Source organism: Dietzia sp. UCD-THP (genome assembly GCF_000349585.1).
Lineage (GTDB): Bacteria > Actinomycetota > Actinomycetes > Mycobacteriales > Mycobacteriaceae > Dietzia > Dietzia natronolimnaea_A.
Genome location: NZ_KB714654.1, coordinates 73,926 through 90,847, shown reverse-complemented (window position 1 = coordinate 90,847; position 16,922 = coordinate 73,926). Strand labels below are relative to the sequence as shown.

The following is a 16,922-nucleotide window of genomic DNA, read 5'->3' as shown; positions in this document are numbered from 1 at the left end:
AATACGCAGACCTTCCACCTGAAAGGACCCTATCTGCGCTCTCCGCACATAGTGAAGGCTCGGGTAAGCATCTGACCCTTTCCCGGAATTAGCCCCGACCTGCATATCGCTTGCGTTGGTGCGGCAGGCCGCGGCGACGTGCTCGCCATGGGCGAGGTCTGTTTCGAGCGGGCACAGAGCACCCCTGAGCTGGCGTTTCCTTGTCGCCCATTGCGGTTAAAGCAATCTGTGTGCGAAACTCGCAATCACGTTCGGGGCTTTGAGGAGGGTCACCATGACCCACGACGACGACAACGTAACGTTCGCTGTTTTCGGTGACCAGGCCCCGGACCCGGACGTCTTCCTGGAAAGCGTCCTGGACGGGTGGGCCCGCCAGCAGCGGGCAAAGGACTTCGCGGCGGCCACGATCGGCACCCGCCGCAAAGCGGTTTTGAATCTCGTGGACTTCTCGGGGCATTATCCGTGGGAATGGACTCTGGCTGACGCCGACGATTTCTTCTCTCACGCCCGTGCGGTGCGGAACCTCTCGCACGGGACTGTGCGCTCCTACCAAGGCGCGATCAAGCTGTTCTGCGATTTTGCTTGCGATCCGCGCTACGACTGGTCCGATCTCAGCGCGACCCAGTTCGGTCGAGTCTTCGCCCAGGTCGTGACTGAACTCAACCGCGTCACTCACTCCGAGCCCACCGAGGCACGCCCGGCCAAGCGCCCATTCACCCAGCACGAGTTGCAGGCCCTGTTCGATCTGGCCGACCTCGAGGTCGAGCGAATCCTGGACTCCGGCCGCAAAGGAGCCGTTGCAGCGTGGCGCGATGCCATCGCGTTCAAGACCGCTTACAGCTGGGGACTGCGATCCAATGAGCTGCGCCATCTCCAGGTGGTGGACTTCTCCCGCAACAGCCGGGCCCCCTATCTCGGCGACCATGGCGTCCTACGCGTGCGCTGGGGAAAGCCGCATCGCGGCTCTGCGAAGAAGGTGCGCTCCGTGCTGACCGTGTGGCCATGGTCGGCCGAGATGATCGACCAGTGGATCCGCCACGGGCTACCGCGGTACGGGCACCCTGTCACCGACTGCTTCCCCACCAGTAGCGGCGCCCTGGTCGGTGCCTCGCACCTGATCGGCCGGCTGAGGTCCTTCGTCGACGAACTCGGTTTCCCTCCCGGACTCGACCTGCATTCCTTCCGCCGCTCGTATGCGACCCAGCTGATCACCGGCGACAACTTCGATGTCACCTTCGTCCAGCTCCAGCTCGGCCACGAACACGCCGCGACGACGTCCATCTACTCGCTGCCCTCCCCCGACTACCAACGCCTGGCCCTGGAACGAGCACACGAGCGCACCATCAGTGCAGCGCTCGGGCTACCCGCATCGGAGAAGAACTCATGAGTAAACGCGACATCAGCTACACCTGGCGGGTCCGCGAGATCATGGCACGTCGCGGCGTGCACACCGCCAAAGACCTCGCCGAGCTCCTGCACGAACGCGGCATCACCCTGACGCCCAACGCCGTCTGGCGCATCGTCGCCCAGGAACCCGAGCGCATTTCCTTCAAGGTGCTCGTCGCTCTCTGCGACGCCCTCGACGTCACACCCAACGACCTGATCACCTACACCGCCGCCGACGCCCGAACCCGCCGCCAACAACAGGCCGCATCCGGCGACGACATCGCCGACCTGCGCGATTTCCGGCCCGTCCGCGCCCGCATCCTCGACGACGATGGCCCACACCGGTAGGCCCGCCACCGGCGGCAACGGATCCGCACGGCCACCCACCGTGACCGGCCTCGCCGAACAGCACAAACGTGGCCGCCCCCGCTCGACCGGGGACCACCGATGCGACCGCTGCCACCAGCAGGTCGCCAAGATTCGCCTCCACTGGCCCGACGGAGCTATCTGCGGACGCTGCTTCACCGAAGCCACCCACACTTACGGCACCTGCCCAGACTGCGCCGAGCACCGCATGCTCCCCGGCCGCTCCCCCGACAATCAGCCCATATGCCGTGACTGCGCCCGCATCACCACCGCCCTGACCTGCACCCGCTGCCACCGCGAAGCCGAACGGTTTCGCGCCGGCCTTTGCATCCGTTGCGCCCTGCACGACGACCTCGACGCGGTTCTCAAACCCGGCGACGACCTCCGGCTCCACCGCCTCATCGGCCTGCTCACCAGCAGCGAACGGCCAGAGAGCATCTACACCTACATGCGCGGAAGCAAGGCCAGAGCCCTCCTGGAGGCGATCGGTGAACGCGAACTTCCACTGACCCACGACGCCTTTGACCAGCTTCCTGACTCCAGAGCCGTCGATCACCTGCGTGCCCTGCTCACCCACCACCGCATGATCCCCGAACGCGGCAACGAGACTCTCGTGCGTTTCGAACAATGGCTTGCCACCAGAATCGCCGACCTTCCCGACGACGGCACCAGCCAGCTCATTGAACGCTACGCAACTTGGCAGCACCTCAACCGCATCCGCGCCAAAGCCACAGACCCCGGCACCAACCTCGAGACCGTCATCCACGCCGCGAAGCAGGAGATCACCCAGGCCGGGAAATTCCTGATCTGGCTGCACAAACATCATCACGTACCGGCAGGCGAGATGCGCCAGCACCACATCGACGACTACCTCAGCGACGGCCCCAGTACGCGCAAACACATCCGCAACTTCGCCCGATGGCTCAATAACCAGCAAGGGCACCCCAAAGGGACACTTGATGTGCCGTTTCGTAAGGCCCAGACCACGCCCATGATCACCCAGACCGAGCGTATCCAGCTCGTTCGGAACTGCCTCGAGCACCGCAACGTCATCCCGGCCACCCGCGTCGCCGGACTCATCCTCCTGCTCTGGGCCCACCCCTTGAACAAGATCGTCATGCTGCGCCGAGACCGCCTCATCGCCGCTCCCGAAGGAATGCGCATCACACTCGGCACCCACGCCGCGCAAGTCCCCGAAGCCCTCACCGAACTGTTCTGGAACCAGCTCTCCAACCCCGGAAACCAGAACACCATCAACGCCGATACACCGTGGCTTTTCCCCGGTCGAACCGCAGGTCAACACCTCCATCCAGGGACACTTTCCAAACGCCTCAAAGTTCTCGGAATCGACGCTCTTCGGGCCCGCAACGCCACTCTTCGCGACCTGAGTCAAGAACTCGACGCCCGCAGCCTGATCGACCTCCTCGGCTACAGCCCCGGCATCATCGCCCAGCACGCAGCACGCTCCGGAACGCCTATGGCTGACTACATCGCCCTGAAGCACCAACAGCCCTGATCATCGAGGGCTGCGACAGCACAGTTCGACTCACGAACAGCAACGATCGTGAACGCCGTGAATGGCCCCTCCCGACCCTGCACATCAGTAGGGTGCCCAAGAAGGATCAGCCTCCGTAAGCAGTGCCCCACCAGCAGGAAGATGCCCGGACTCGCCTCATGAAAAAGCACGCCCTCGTCATCACGCTCCTAGCGGCGCTAACCGCCTGTTCACCCGAAGGCACGGACGGGGAGCAACCAACATCTGCACCACCGGCCGCGAACGAGGCGGCGACCGCGGCTTCGGGCACATTAGAACTAGCTATCTCCCAGACATGCGCCCCCGGGTCAGACCCACAGTGCATCCCTCTCAATGACGAACACATCCTCGTCGCCCCCGCGGCGTTTGAGCGCATAGGCGTCGACTCCGCCAGCAGTGCACCGTCTTCTGGAGAGTTCGACATGATCAACGTGACACTCGACAATGACGGAGCAACTGTGGCTCGCAAATTGACGAACGAGGCTTCCCAGGCTGGAGACCAAACTCGACTCGTCATGAAGGTCGGCGATGAGATTGTCTCCGCTGTCCGAGTGCAAGGCGAACTGCGAGGCGATCAAATGATGGTCGCCATACCACCGGGCGCGGCCACTGAAGAAATCCTCAATAACCTCAACGGCCACGGCAACTAGCTACACAACGCCAACAGATACTCCGCGAGCAGCGACGGGCGCTCCGGGACGACGGGTTCCGCAGCCCATGATCTCCGAAGAATCGGATAACGCACTTTCCCATCAAGAACCCCGACCTGCTGCGGGAGAATCTCTGCAGCCCATGGGTCAGATGCTCACGGCCTCGTGCTCACGTCACGCCCCCACCGACGCCGACCCGTCTCAGTGAGCTCGTTCGACCGAGATCCGTTCGATCCGCGGCAACGCGAGAGCCAGCACCGGTAGGTATCCCGCCGCCCAGACCGGGGCCCCGAAGCTGACGACACAACCGCCCGGCACTCCGATGACCTCGTGCCGGGTCGCATTCACACCGGCCACCCTCCACGCCCACAGTCGCCGATCAACGAAGTCGGTGATCTCGAACGGCAGGGACAGGCCCGCCACGGTCGTGACCGTCCCCCGCGCACCGGCCGTCAAGCCGGAGTCGCCGTCGACCCGGGCATCCGAGACGGTGGGCCCCCATCGCGGCCAACACCGCACATCGGTGATGACCGTCCACACGGTCTCCGGGTCCACGTTCATCCGCAGTTCGGTCGTCCACATCCCGCGCCGAAAAGTCGTGCGGACTCTGATCATCGAACTCAGCCACGTGGCGGATGCGAGGTGTGTCATCGTCCGGCCCGGCCCCTCAGCTCGCGGCCCTGTCCGCCAACTTCTCGCGGTGGGCCGCTCCACCCCGGCGACAGCGGACTCCCCTGTTCGCGGACGCGACGGATCATCACCCCATGGAGGCAGAGCACCGCGCTTGCGCAACCGTCGACGGTGGTCACCACAACACCCCAGCGGAACCCGCCGAGTCAGCTGGTCCGGTCCAGGATGAGCCGAACCGCTTCCCGGGGCGCGTCCCACTGCGGGAAGTGGCCGCACCGATCGAACCAGTGCAGTGTCGCGTCGGGGAACGCGCGCGCGGCTCGGTGAGCCTGGGCCGGAAGCGTCACCAGATCGCGGCGACCCCAACCGATGGTGACCCGTCCCGGGACCGAGCCCGCGGGGGCGCCCTGCTGCTTCGGGCCCTTCGTCAGCGCGTCCATCGCCGCGCCCGTCCCAGGCGCGTCGGCCAGTCCCGCCACGTCGGGCAGCACGGTCCGCGCCGGCAGGGCCCAGGGGCGCACGGAGAGCTGCGCCAGCAGCGCGGTCCGACTCACCGGATTACCCAGCAGAACCGGAAGCGCTCCGCGCAGTGCGCTGACCAGGGCGATCGACGGTCGCAGGGTGGCGCTGAAGATCGCCAGCTCACGATCGCTCCAGAATCCACCGGGGTCCAACGCCACGGTGTCACCACCGACGCCGCGCCGGGCCAGCTCGAGCACGATCCGCCCACCCATCGACTGCCCGGCCGTGGAGACCCCGTGCAGGCCCGACTCGTCGATGAACCGGGCGACCGCGTCGGTCAACGTCGCTATGGAGACCTCACCGTCGAGCGGAGGGGACTCGCCGAACCCAGGCAGGTCGACCGCGATGATCTCCCGGCTCGCGGCCAGGTCGTCGATGATGGGCTCCCACGATCGCCACCCCGCGCCGAGGCCGTGTACGAGAAGTAGTGGACTGCCCTGACCGCGTCGAACATGATGCAACGTCATCAGTCAAGCCTACGGAGTGCGCGGCGGACAGGTCGCGGGCAACGTGCCACGATCGGGGCCCGGTGCCCGGGTCCGAGGTGGCAGACCGGCGACGACGGATGGGACGATCGAGAGATGCGCACCCCGGACGGCATCGACCGCGATCGTGACGAGGACGGCCGCGCGCGCAACGCGCGTCCCCGCGACGAACTCGGCCGACCTCTGCCACCGGGGAGCGTCGGAGTCGAGCGCATTCCCGACGACCTGGACCTGCCCCCCGACGAATCGCTGGCGTGGGCGCAGGACCTGCTGGACCGCGGCCTCGCCTTCCACGCGCACGAGGTGCTGGAAGGCGCGTGGAAGAGCTCCCCCGCCGACGAGCGGGAGCTCTGGCAGGGCCTCGCCCAGCTGGCAGTGGGCATCACCCACATCCAGCGTGGCAACACCACGGGGGCCCTGGCGCTACTCGAGCGTGCGGCCGACCGTATCGGTGGCCGGGACGGCCCGGCACCCCACGGGATCGATGCCGCCGGATTGGTCACCCATGCCAGCGACCTCATCACCGAACTCCGCCGAGGGACAGTCCCCGCTCCCCCTCGACTGAGACCGCATCTGAAGCACGGGCCACGTCCGCGCTAGGGCCTCGTCACCGTTCGGGACGGCCTTTCAGCCGCGCGCGGCCCGCTGGTGATCCGCGGAGTACGCGGCGAGGACCTCTCGGACTCCGGCGTCCCCCTCCCGGCCGGTGAATTGTCTGAGTGGCACCGCGAGGCGGTCCAGCGACGCCGACAAGGTACGAGCCCCGACACGCGCCTCCACGGTGTCGACCTCCGCGACGGCATCACACAGCTCCAGCGCGTAGTGCACCTGGCGGGACAACGCCTGGTAGGGATTGGCCTCCTGGAAATAGTAGGTCTCCGAATGCTGTGTCAGATCCACGGTCACGACGTTGATCTCCGTGGCGAGGCCCTCCGTCACCCGCGAGATGGTGTCCGGGGAGAGGTCTCGAACCGCCGCGGCGAAGTCCGCTTCCGCCAATCCGTGGAGCCGCAGGGCCAGTGCGCTACGACGCGAGAGCGGCGGATAGATCTGCATGAACCAGGTGAGGGACGCGGTCAGCAGCGCGAACCCCGTCAGTGCCTCCACCGGGGCCAGAACGCGGATGAGAGGTTCCGTGGCCACCACGTCCCCGAACCCCAGGGTGGCCAGGGTCACGAGGGACACGTAGAGCGCCTCGGCGGCGACCGGGTATCGACCGGGGTCGATTCCGGAGGAGTAGTCGAATCCGTCCGGGACGTGCGGGAGGTAGACCAGCGCCCACCCCACTGCCTGCAGCAACACCCAGACCAGGACAGTGACCACCATCCCCGCGGGGCCCACGATCGAGCCCAGACGGTGCCCGAACCGCCGGGAGACCGCCCACAGTGCGGAGAACACCACCTTGCTGAGTGCCGCCTCGCTGCGTGAGTGCATCAGCGCGCGAAACACGTCCATCAGGCCGAGAGCGATGATCCCGGCGCCGACCACGGTGTGAACGGGCGGCGGCGGGCCGCAGTCATGGGTGGCACAGGGTGGCCCCACCCGGCGGACGTCGAGGGTCGTCCTCACGCCCCTCGGCACCGCGCGCCGTGCCCGGATGCTATCCCTTCGCCTGGCGGGCAGCGTCTCGGGTGCATGGGCGGCCCGAGCCGACGGGCCGGACGCCACCGGGTGCGGCCTTGCGCGGGATCCGCGCCACACGCTTCCGTCTCCACGGGTCCGGGCCCCGGGGATGCGCGTAGCGTCAGGGGCACGCACCCGTCAAGGCTGGGAGATCGACCCATGACCACTGTCAACGACACCGCCGATCGCATACTCGCCCGAGCTGCCGACGCCCCGCACGGCCGACACGCCGAGATCATCGTCCACGAAGGACCTCTCCGCCAGTCGCTGTTGGCCCTGACGGCGGGCACCGAACTCGAGGAGCACAACTCTCCCCCGGCAGCGAGCCTCTACCTGCTCCGGGGGGCGGTGCGGGTGACCGGCGAGACCACGGTCGACATCGGCGCCGGCGAACTCCACGCCCTCACCCACCACCGGCACGCCGTCACGGCCCTGGAGGACTCGGTCTTCCTCCTCACCACCGTCACCGGCATCGAGGGAACGGGCAGCCACACCGATCCGCCCTCCGCCTGAGCCGATCCCGACCGCGGTGTCCCGGAGACGGTGTCCCGACGCGGGAGCTCTGTCGCCGAACCCCCGGCGCCGAACCCCTGACGCCGAAGCCCTGGCGCAGTGCCGGCGAGTGACGGACACTGACGAGATGCGCACGCGCCACGTCAGCACGGTGATCCACCGCTCCCCGGCGGATGTCTACGACCTCGCCTCCGACCACACGAAGCTCGCCACCTGGGCGTCTGGACTGGCCACCGCGCAGGCCTCCGTGGACGGCGACACCCTGGTCGTCGACTCCCCCATGGGGAGGGTGAGCGTCCGATTCGTCCCCAGGAACGACTTCGGGATCCTGGACCACGAGGTCACCCTGCCCGACGGCGCGACGGTCCACAATCCGCTCCGGGTCCTGCCCCATCCGGACGGCGCGGAGGTGGTCATGACCGTCCGTCAGCTCTCCGACGACGACGACGAGTTCGAGCAGGACGCCGCCACCGTGGCAGCCGACCTGGATCGGCTCAAGGGCCTCCTCGAGGGGGAACGTATTCCGGTCCCCCCGTCTTCTGCGCGTCCCGCCGCGCAGGTGGACATCCGCGTGGCGGGTCCGGCGGACGCGACCTCACTCGGGCGCCTGCTCCACGACTTCAACACCGAGTTCGACTGCGCCACCCCCAGCGCGGCAGAGGCGGCGACACGGTTCGAGCGACTCCTCGAGCGCGAGGACGTCCTCGCCGTCGTCGCCGGACTCCCCCGGGGCCGCGAGGCCGGGACCGATGTCGGCTTCGCCTTCCTCACCCTTCGCCCGACCCCGTACTGGGACAGTCCCCTGGCCCAGCTCGAGGACCTCTACGTTCGTCCGGACCTCAGGGCCGCCGGCATCGGAACCGGGGTCCTGCACCGGTCGGTGTCCGAGGCCCGACGGCGCGGCTGCGAGGAGATACTCATCAACGTGGACTCGGACGACCTCGGCGCCCGGCGGTTCTACGAACGTCACGGCTTCTCCGACCACGACCCGGACACCGGCTCCGGGATGCGGTGCTACCTGCGACAGCTCTGACCCCTGAGGGTTCACGCCGCGTCAGCCGACGGTTCCGGACTCCTCGGGAAGGATGTGGCGCAGGATGTCCGAGATCGTGATCACGCCGACGAACCGGTCGTGATCCATGACCGCGGCGAGTTGCTCGCTCCGCTCCCGCGACACCGCGAGCGCCTCGTACACCGGCGTCCGGGTGTCGAGCAGCATCACCGGCCTGGCCAGGTCCCGCGCCGGGTGGCCCTCCTGCTCCATCAGCGTGTCGCGCACATGCACCACCGCCGGAGTGGAATCCCCGTCGAGGAGGAGGATGCGCATGTGTCCCGTCCGAGCCGCGGCCTCCTGGACCTGCGCCACGGTGGCCTCCGCGGCCACCGCGGTAGGTGCCCTGTCGGTGTCGACGAGTGACCCCACCGTCAGTTGATCGAGGCCGAGCGCTCCGGTCAGCGGGGAACTGAACGTCTCGTCCAGGGCGCCGACCGACGCCGAATGCTCGACGAGTTGCCGGATCGTGGCGGCATCCTGACCTCCCACCGCGGCCCTCTCGACCGGGGTGACACCGCTGGCGGAGACCAGTCGGTTCGCGACCTCGTTCACCCACCGCAGGAGCGGCCGGAAGACCCAGATGAAGCCCCGGGAGGGAATCCCGATGAACTTGGCGGAGAACTCCGGATGCGCGATGGCCCACGACTTGGGGGCCATCTCCCCCACCACCAGGTGGAGGAACGTCACGAACAGCAGTGACAGCGCGAACGCGGCGCCCCCGGCCACCTGTACCGGCGCGCCCAGGGAGGCGAGGACAGGCCCGAGCCAGGCGTCGACGGCCGGCTTGGTGACCGCGCCCAGTGCGAAGGTGCAGGCGGTGATCCCCAGCTGGGCGCCCGCGAGCATGACGGTCAGCTCGTTGATCCCCCGCAGGGCGGCCCGCGCCGAGGCGCTCCCCTCCGCGTCCTTCTCGAGCCGGTGCTGACGAGCCCCGAGAAGCGCGAACTCGATCACCACGAAGAAGGCGCTCAGGACGATCAACGCCACGGTGATCGCGGCGACGACGAGTGGATTGTCCATCACTGCTCCTCCCCCCGTCCCGGCTCGAGCCCGTGTCCCGTCGCGGGGTGTCCGTCGCCCCCGGGACGCCCGGAGTGCTCCTCCTGGGAGTCCACCAACCGGACCAGCAGTTCGCCGGGGACCAGCCGGGTCACCTCGAGGACCTCGATCTCCAGGGCGAACTGAAGCGGTGTCTCGGCGATCAGTTCCCGGGGCTCGATCGGCAGTTGGACCCGCACGGTCTGACCCACTTCCGGGAGTTCGCCGTGAGCGGAGATGGTCAACCCCGCCATGGTCTCGTAATCTCCGTGCGGAAGCTCATGACCGAGCGATCTCTCGGCCTCGTCGACGTGGACGTCACCGTCCATCCGCCAGATCCCCTCGTCCACGACCGCGATGACCGACTCGGGTTCCGTGTCGTGTTCGTCGGTCAGCTCCCCCACCAACTCCTCGGCCAGATCCTCGATCGTCAACACGCCCGCGAAGCCCCCGTACTCGTCGACCACCGCCGCGAGCTGCGTCTTCGACCGGGTCAGCGTCGACAGCGCATGGGGCAGGGACATCAACGAGGGCAGGACCACCGGTGGGCGCATGATCTCCGAGACCGGGGTGTCGACCTTCGCTCCCACGCGGAGGAGGTCGGCCAACTGAACGACCCCCAGCGGCTCCAGAGTCTCCGAGACCACCGGATACCTCGTGTGTCCCGAGGCCATCAACGTCCGAACCTCTCCGACGGTGTCATCCGGGCCCACCACGCTGGTCTGGGGACTCGGGATCATCGCGTGCTCGACGGTGCGATCCGGGAAGTCCAGGATCCGGTCGATGAGGACCGACAGGTTCTCGGGCAGATCGCCGCTCTCCCGGGCGTCCGCCACGATTCGCTCGAGATCCTCGGCGGTCGCCGTGGAGTCCAGATCGTGGACCGGTGTGACCCCGACCAACCTGAGCAGCAGGTTCGCCGCCCGGTCGAACACCACGATGAGCCAGCCGAACACGGTCAGGTAGAGGGTGGTGGACCGCGCCAGACCGCGGGCCAGGGGCTCCGGACTCGCGATCGCCAGGTTCTTGGGATACAACTCGCCGAAGATCATCTGCACGACGGTCGCGGCCACCAACGCCAAGACGGTGCCCACCGTGACGCTCACCGCCGCGGGGACTCCGACCCCGCCCAGGAGGGTCCCCAGCGATTCACCGACCAGTGGTTCGGCCACGTACCCGACCAGCAGGCCGGTGACCGTGATGCCCAACTGGGCACCCGACAGCATGAAGGACGTCCGTTGCGTGACCCTCAGTGCCCGCTGGGCGGCGACGTCTCCCGCCTCGGACAGTGCCTTGAGCCTGTTTCTGTCCACGGACATGTAGGCGAATTCCTGTGCCACGAAGTAGCCGTTCGCAGCGATGATGGCCAGGATCGCGAGGATCCCCAGCAACAACATCAGAAGGGTCATGACCACGGGGCCACCTCCCCCCTCGGGAGACGCCGTGTCGGCACTCGAGCGCCGTGGACCTGAGAAGAACGAGGAGGGCGACTAGGCCCCGGGTCGTCGTCCGACCCGGTCCTTTCAGAGGGGGTACCCATCAGGGCTTCTCACACACTCCGTTTCGTGTGTCGATGTGGATGACTCCCCGAGTATGACGCAATCCGCCCCCCGGGACCACGACTCCCCGGCCGCGGTCACCGTCCCGGGGTGACGGGGCGGACGGTGAGGGTCTGCGCGAGGGTACCGATCGGGCCCGACTCGTCGTGCAGGGTGCTCGAGGTGAGCCCGAGCCCACCCGGACCGAAGCTCACCCGGGTGTCGAACCCGACCCACTCCCCTCGTGGCTCGCGGAAGAGGTGGGCGGTGAGGTCGATGTTGGGGAACTGCACGTCCTCGGGAGCCGCGCGGACCGCCATTCCGTTGGCGATGTCGAACAGTGCTGCCGACCGGGCCAGCCCGCCCACCGACTCGCCTGCGACCAGCGGGACGTCGGTGCGCACCCAGTAGCGAGCCCTCCCCGGCCCGACCGAGTCCCGGCGGACCTCCGCGGACGCCAGGTAACCGCCCTGCCAGACCGCGGTGGGGTCCCACTGCTCCATGGCGGACGGCCCCGGGATCGGGTCGAACCCGACGCCCTCGAGCCCCGTGGTGTCCCTCGGCTGCTGAAACCAGGCGCGCAGACGGACCCCCACGCGATCCGCGAGACCGTACGTCGCCTCCACGAGCTCGATGGTGCGTCCCGGCCTGACCACCTGCACATCCACCGCCACCGGGTCCATGGGCACGGTGCCCAGGATCTCGTAGGTCAGACGCGAGAGCACCATGGGGTCGTCCCGTCGGCGCCGTAGGTCACGCTCCACCTCGTGCACGAGCAGCCCGAACGACGGGCCGATGTGCTGCACCGCCGGGTCCCATGCCCCGGTGGTGTGCGGGGTCGGGTGGAACCGTCGGTCACCGAGTCGCTCGAAGTACGCCACGCCTGCCTCCCATCGGGTGAACTGTCATTAACTGACTACCACGCGAGGAGGGGTCCGGCCGCGAATCCGCACCGGTCGTCACCCGCGTGCGGTTGACTCTCCCTGCACTCACGAGCCCGTTCCCGCGACAAGGAGTCCTCTATGACCGGTAAGCAGTACGACACCTTCGACACCCCTCCGGACGACAGGTACCTCGAGGACTACCGGGAAGGTCGGGTCTACCGCTTCGGCGAGGAGTCGGTGGACGCCGAGGAGATCGTGGAGTTCGCCCGTCGGTATGACCCGCAGGGCATCCACACCGATCCCGAGGCCGCCGCAGACGGCCCCTTCGGAGGGCTGATCGCGAGCGGCTGGCAGACGGCCGCACTCATGATGCGACTGTTCGCCGACAACTACCTCACCGCCGTCGCCAGCCTGGCCTCACCCGGCATCAACGAACTGCGCTGGGTCCGGCCCCTGCGCCCCGGCGACCGGTTGACCCTGATCTGCGAGACGACCGGCGTCCGCCCCTCGAGGAGCAAACCGGACCGGGGAGTGCTCACCACGGATGTGACACTGATCAATCAGGACGGAGATCCGGTTCTCACGGCAACCGCGCTCAACATGGTCGCCCGGCGATGACCGGGACCCTCGATCCGAACCGGTGACGGTCAGAGCGGGTGACGGTCAGAGCTGGTGACGGTCAGAGCCGGGGAGTCAGGTGGAAAATCGGCAGCTGCCTGGTCGTGCGCGTGGCGTAGATCTCGTAGTTCGGCCACACTGTCACCGCGGCGTCCCAGGCCGAGGCCCGCTCGGCTTCCGGCACCTCTCGCACGTCAACGACGAGCCTGGCGCCGTAGACCGATATGGAGACCTCCCCTTCCCCCGCCGCACGGAGGTTGTACACCCACGCCGGCGCCTTATCGCCGCCCCAGTTGGAACCGACGATCACCAGTCCGTTTCGCCACGACGCGCACAGCAGTGGCGTGTCCCGAAGCTCACCGGTCTTTCGCCCCGGGACATGCAGTGTAAGGGTGGGCAGTCCCGCCAACCGGAGCAGCGGAACGCGCCCGCCGGAGATCCTGTTCATCCATTTGTCGACCGTCACCACGAGATGGGAGTTCTCGCGCGTGGCGTCCTGACGACCGAACCAGATCGCGACCGGGGTGAGGAAGTTGCTCATGAACGAACCCTAGGACCTCGGCGTCACCTCTCGACGGTTCAGGGTGGTTTTGGCCGTGGCGACCGCCTCCACGGACTCGAGCCACCCCCGCCGCAGCCCGGCCTCCAGCGCCGCGAGGTGGAACGCCCACATCCGGCGGTACACGGCATCGAACCCCAGAGCCGCCGCATCCCGCCCCCGGAGCGCGAACGTCTCAGACCACAACCTCACCGTCTCGGCATGGTGGGCCGTAGCCTCGATCCGACCGAGCAGGCGTAACCGAGGAGAGCGCTCGACGGCCGCGGCCAGTTCGGTCCAGGACACCACCGGGCCCGCGTCGGAGACATACCGCGAACCCCAAGCGGCGAGTTCGACGACCGCCGGCCTGGGGCGCTCCGCGGACACCACTCCCGAGATCGCGAGCCTGCCGCCATCGACCAGCAGCCTCTCGGCCGTGTCCACCACCTCCAGGTAACCGGCCACGCCCGCGGTGACCCCGGGGTGGACCGCGACCACCGCGTCGACACTCCCCCGCGCGTCCGCCGGTCCCCCCAGGAAGAGGGTGATCTCGTCCCGGAGCCCCGCCGCGGCGAATCTCGACCCGAGCGCGGACAGTCGCTCGGTCGAGGCGGTCATCGTCCGCACGTAAGCGCCACGTTCGGCGGCCCGCATCGGCACCTCACCCCACCCGGGCGTGACGACCAGGGCGCGAGAGCCGGCGCCAACCCCCGCCAGGGTGAGCAGGGTGTCGACCGATCGACGCTGGGCGTCGCCCAGATCGTTGCGCCGGGGAGGCGATGCCGGGGCCTCCAGGTGGACCACGTCGGTTCCGTCGTCCATCCGAACCCGGGTCCGCGCTCCGGAGGCGAACACCGCACCCCCCGTCGACATCGTCTCGTCGGTGTAGAGGGACGTGAGGGCACCGGGAACGGAATCCTCGAGCTCCACCGCCACCGGTCCCCCTCGCCTACGCCCCCCGCCGGGGGTCGCGCGACCGTCGCGCCCGAAGGCCCGTTCACCCGGGTGGGCGCAGTCGGGATTCCCGGCGATCCACGGCGCGAGGATCCCGATGACCGCGCCGAGGTCGGTGGTCGTCCACTCACCGGCCATGTACGACTCGCCCAACCCGAGGACCCCGGACGAGGCGAGCCGCGCCCAGAACCGCTCGGGATCACGGAGGACCACCCGGGCCGGAGCGTCGTACTCCCCCGCCGCCGTCGAGTCCGGGTAGTCGATCCTCAGACCGATCTCCCTGGCCGACCGCCTCAGGGCCTGCGCGACCTCCACGGCGGACTGACCGCCGGGACCCGAGGGCGCCTCGAGTGCGGGCCAACGGTCGAGGTCCACGGTCTGCGGTTCGAGTCTGACCACCGGGTCCCTCCTCAGGGGTGACGTCAGTGGGACGGTACCGCCGCACGTCGCCCGGGCGGGTCAGGCGCGACGGGGGGATCGGTCACCGCGGCGAGCCCGCCACGTGTGCACCGGCGTGCGCATACCACTACCCTGAGGAGTCGTCCCCGCGCGCGACCCGCCGAGGACACCGATCGGAGAGCCCCCGCGCTCACCGCGACAGCCTCACCTTCACCAGGAGCCGCCATGACCGAGCCCGCACACGACCAGGTCACCGCCACCGCACCGGCCGGACGCCGGCACCGCGTCGTCATCATCGGGTCCGGCTTCGGTGGGCTCTTCGCGGCCCAGCAGCTCAAGAAGGCCGATGTGGACGTCACCCTGGTCGCGAAGACCGGGCACCATCTCTTCCAGCCCCTGCTCTACCAGGTCGCGACCGGCATCCTGTCGGTGGGCGAGATCGCCCCGCCCACCCGACTCATCCTGCGGGATCAGAAGAACGTCACCTGCATCCTCGGCGACGTGACCAAGATCGACGTCGCCTCCAAGACCGTCTTCGCCTCCGCCGGCCACATCAGGTTCGACCTCGAGTACGACAGCCTGATCGTGGCCGCCGGCGCCAATCAGTCGTATTTCGGTAACGACCACTTCGAGCGGTGGGCCCCCGGCATGAAGACCGTGGACGACGCGCTCGAGTTGCGCAGCCGGATCCTCGGATGCTTCGAGCAGGCGGAGGTCACCGAGGACGAGGAGGAGCGCCGCCGCCTGTTGACGTTCATCATCGTGGGTGCGGGGCCGACCGGTGTCGAGATGGCCGGGCAGGTCGCCGAGCTGGCCCAGCACACCCTGAAGAACACGTTCCGCCGTATCGACCCCGCCTCCGCCCGGGTGATCCTGCTGGACGCGGCCCCCGCCGTCCTCCCGCCGTTCGGCAACAAGCTGGGCAACGCGGCTCGCGCACGGCTGGAGAAGATGGGCGTCGAGATCCAGCTCAACGCCATGGTGACCGACGTCGACCAGCTCGGGATCGAGGTCAAGGACCCGGATGGGTCGGTCCGGAGGATCGACGCCACCTGCAAGATCTGGTCCGCCGGCGTCCAGGCGAGCACCCTGGGCAAGATGCTCGCCGACCAGACGGAGGCGGAGATCGATCGCGCGGGACGCGTCCTTGTGCAGAAGGATCTCTCGCTGCCCGGGCACCCCGAGATCTTCGTCGTCGGTGACATGATGAGTCTCGACAAGCTCCCCGGGGTCGCGCAGGTCGCGATCCAGGGCGGCAAGTATGCCGCGAAGCAGATCGCGGCCGAGGTCGAGAAGGGCCGGTCCCCCGCGGAACGCCAGCCGTTCAAGTACTTCGACAAGGGTTCCATGGCCACCGTCTCGCGCTACAGCGCGGTGGTGAAGATGGGCAGGCTGGAGATCTCCGGCTTCATCGCCTGGGTGATGTGGCTCGTCGTGCACCTCGCCTACCTCATCGGCTTCAAGAACCGCCTCACCACCATGTTCTCCTGGGGGATGAACATGGGCGGCGACCACCGCTCCCAGCTGACGTCCACCCAACAGTGGGTCTACGGCCGGCAGGCGATCGAGCGGGTCGCGGAACACGAGAAGGCCCGGTCGGCGGAGGAGGACCGGGACCGGGCGGTGGAGACCACGTCGATCAGTGAGTGACGCCACGCGCCCGGCGGCATCCGGCCGGGCGCGTGTCCGGGCTCCGGCCCCGCCTACTGAAGATTCGCGAGCCGGACCTGACCCACGGCGGCGGTCCGTCCGTCGTCACCGGTGATCTCCACCCGCCACAGCTGCTGGGTGCGGCCGCGGTGCACGGGGATGCCGGTGGCCGTGAGGGTGCCCTCGGTGACCGCCCGCAGGAAGTCGGTCGAGTTGTTGACCCCGACCACCTTGCCCTCACCACCGAGCCACACGGCGCCCGCCACGCTCGCGACCTCCTCGGCGATGGCGCAGTAGACGCCGCCGTGGACGATCCCGTAGGGCTGGAGCAGGTGCGGTCCGACCGCCACCGACACGACCACCCTGTCCGGGGTGATCTCGAGGTACTCCATCCCGATCCCGCCACCGAAACCCGCACCGGCTCCCGCCCGGATCATCGTGATGAACTCGTTGTCGACCGTCTCGGACATCGGACCTCTTCTCCCGACCCGGGCGATCCGGGCGACTCAGGCACCGACGCTACCGCGCCTCCGCGCCCGT

Annotated in this window: 18 protein-coding genes; 9 read left to right on the top strand and 9 right to left on the bottom strand. The window is 68.4% G+C overall.

The genetic code is table 11. From position 1 onward, the window contains the following. The first annotated feature begins 274 nt into the window (after positions 1 to 274). The 4 genes from H483_RS33610 (at position 275) to H483_RS39250 (ending at position 3,936) form a co-directional block, all read left to right on the top strand. A complete protein-coding gene (locus H483_RS33610) occupies positions 275 to 1,387 on the top strand; it encodes a site-specific integrase (RefSeq protein ID WP_017837749.1) in 1,113 nt (370 codons plus the stop codon). Then, entirely contained in the window at positions 1,384 to 1,734 is a 351-nt protein-coding gene (locus tag H483_RS33605) for a helix-turn-helix transcriptional regulator (RefSeq protein ID WP_017837748.1), read from the top strand. The genes H483_RS33610 and H483_RS33605 overlap by 4 nt, the downstream gene beginning before the upstream one ends. Beyond that, a complete protein-coding gene (locus tag H483_RS33600; RefSeq protein WP_017837747.1) occupies positions 1,718 to 3,268 on the top strand; it encodes a hypothetical protein in 1,551 nt (516 codons plus the stop codon). The genes H483_RS33605 and H483_RS33600 overlap by 17 nt, the downstream gene beginning before the upstream one ends. A 440-nt stretch (positions 3,269 to 3,708) precedes the next feature. Beyond that, positions 3,709 to 3,936: a hypothetical protein gene (locus tag H483_RS39250; protein WP_152428017.1), complete on the top strand. Its 228-nt coding sequence runs from the start codon at positions 3,709 to 3,711 to the stop codon at positions 3,934 to 3,936. 201 nt (positions 3,937 to 4,137) lie between these two features. Here H483_RS39250 and H483_RS33590 read toward each other — a convergent pair whose 3' ends face one another. Further along, entirely contained in the window at positions 4,138 to 4,518 is a 381-nt protein-coding gene (locus H483_RS33590; RefSeq protein WP_017837745.1) for an SRPBCC family protein, read from the bottom strand. Positions 4,519 to 4,772: 254 nt separating this feature from the next. Further along, a complete protein-coding gene (locus H483_RS33585; protein WP_017837744.1) occupies positions 4,773 to 5,555 on the bottom strand; it encodes an alpha/beta fold hydrolase in 783 nt (260 codons plus the stop codon). 114 nt (positions 5,556 to 5,669) lie between these two features. Here H483_RS33585 and H483_RS33580 point away from each other — a divergent pair, with 114 nt between their 5' ends. After that, positions 5,670 to 6,173 (top strand): DUF309 domain-containing protein, encoded by a 504-nt coding sequence (locus tag H483_RS33580; protein ID WP_017837743.1) that lies wholly within the window; start codon positions 5,670 to 5,672, stop codon positions 6,171 to 6,173. 27 nt (positions 6,174 to 6,200) lie between these two features. Here H483_RS33580 and H483_RS33575 read toward each other — a convergent pair whose 3' ends face one another. After that, a complete protein-coding gene (locus tag H483_RS33575) occupies positions 6,201 to 7,142 on the bottom strand; it encodes a potassium channel family protein (protein WP_202959123.1) in 942 nt (313 codons plus the stop codon). Positions 7,143 to 7,355: 213 nt separating this feature from the next. On the opposite strand from H483_RS33575, the gene H483_RS33570 reads away from it, so the two are divergent. Beyond that, on the top strand, positions 7,356 to 7,709 hold the full coding sequence (locus H483_RS33570; protein WP_017837741.1) for a hypothetical protein: 354 nt from the start codon (positions 7,356 to 7,358) through the stop codon (positions 7,707 to 7,709). A gap of 127 nt (positions 7,710 to 7,836) precedes the next feature. Then, entirely contained in the window at positions 7,837 to 8,742 is a 906-nt protein-coding gene (locus H483_RS40610; RefSeq protein ID WP_017837740.1) for a GNAT family N-acetyltransferase, read from the top strand. A gap of 21 nt (positions 8,743 to 8,763) precedes the next feature. On the opposite strand, the gene H483_RS33560 is transcribed toward H483_RS40610, so the two are convergent. The 3 genes from H483_RS33560 to H483_RS33550 form a co-directional block, all read right to left on the bottom strand. Next, positions 8,764 to 9,783 (bottom strand): CNNM domain-containing protein, encoded by a 1,020-nt coding sequence (locus tag H483_RS33560; protein WP_017837739.1) that lies wholly within the window; start codon positions 9,781 to 9,783, stop codon positions 8,764 to 8,766. Then, on the bottom strand, positions 9,783 to 11,210 hold the full coding sequence (locus H483_RS33555) for a hemolysin family protein (RefSeq protein WP_202959122.1): 1,428 nt from the start codon (positions 11,208 to 11,210) through the stop codon (positions 9,783 to 9,785). The genes H483_RS33560 and H483_RS33555 overlap by 1 nt, the downstream gene beginning before the upstream one ends. A 227-nt stretch (positions 11,211 to 11,437) precedes the next feature. Beyond that, positions 11,438 to 12,220 carry a thioesterase family protein gene (locus H483_RS33550; RefSeq protein WP_017837737.1) on the bottom strand — a complete coding sequence of 261 codons (783 nt, stop codon included), beginning with the start codon at positions 12,218 to 12,220 and terminating at the stop codon, positions 11,438 to 11,440. Between the two features lie 141 nt (positions 12,221 to 12,361). On the opposite strand from H483_RS33550, the gene H483_RS33545 reads away from it, so the two are divergent. Continuing rightward, positions 12,362 to 12,841 (top strand): MaoC family dehydratase, encoded by a 480-nt coding sequence (locus H483_RS33545; protein WP_017837736.1) that lies wholly within the window; start codon positions 12,362 to 12,364, stop codon positions 12,839 to 12,841. A gap of 61 nt (positions 12,842 to 12,902) precedes the next feature. Here the strand turns inward: H483_RS33545 and H483_RS33540 are convergent, their stop codons facing one another. Both H483_RS33540 and H483_RS33535 read right to left on the bottom strand, forming a co-directional pair. Continuing rightward, positions 12,903 to 13,382, bottom strand: coding sequence for a nitroreductase family deazaflavin-dependent oxidoreductase (locus H483_RS33540; protein WP_017837735.1), 480 nt, complete (start codon positions 13,380 to 13,382; stop codon positions 12,903 to 12,905). Positions 13,383 to 13,391: 9 nt separating this feature from the next. Next, on the bottom strand, positions 13,392 to 14,732 hold the full coding sequence (locus tag H483_RS33535; RefSeq protein WP_017837734.1) for a class I SAM-dependent methyltransferase: 1,341 nt from the start codon (positions 14,730 to 14,732) through the stop codon (positions 13,392 to 13,394). A 225-nt stretch (positions 14,733 to 14,957) separates the two neighbouring features. Here H483_RS33535 and H483_RS33530 point away from each other — a divergent pair, with 225 nt between their 5' ends. Continuing rightward, the gene (locus H483_RS33530; protein ID WP_017837733.1) at positions 14,958 to 16,382 is read left to right on the top strand and encodes an NAD(P)/FAD-dependent oxidoreductase; all 1,425 of its coding nucleotides are present in this window, start codon (positions 14,958 to 14,960) and stop codon (positions 16,380 to 16,382) included. A 53-nt stretch (positions 16,383 to 16,435) separates the two neighbouring features. Here the strand turns inward: H483_RS33530 and H483_RS33525 are convergent, their stop codons facing one another. Further along, positions 16,436 to 16,852, bottom strand: a complete 417-nt coding sequence (locus H483_RS33525; protein ID WP_017837732.1) for a PaaI family thioesterase — start codon at positions 16,850 to 16,852, stop codon at positions 16,436 to 16,438. Positions 16,853 to 16,922: the final 70 nt, after the last annotated feature.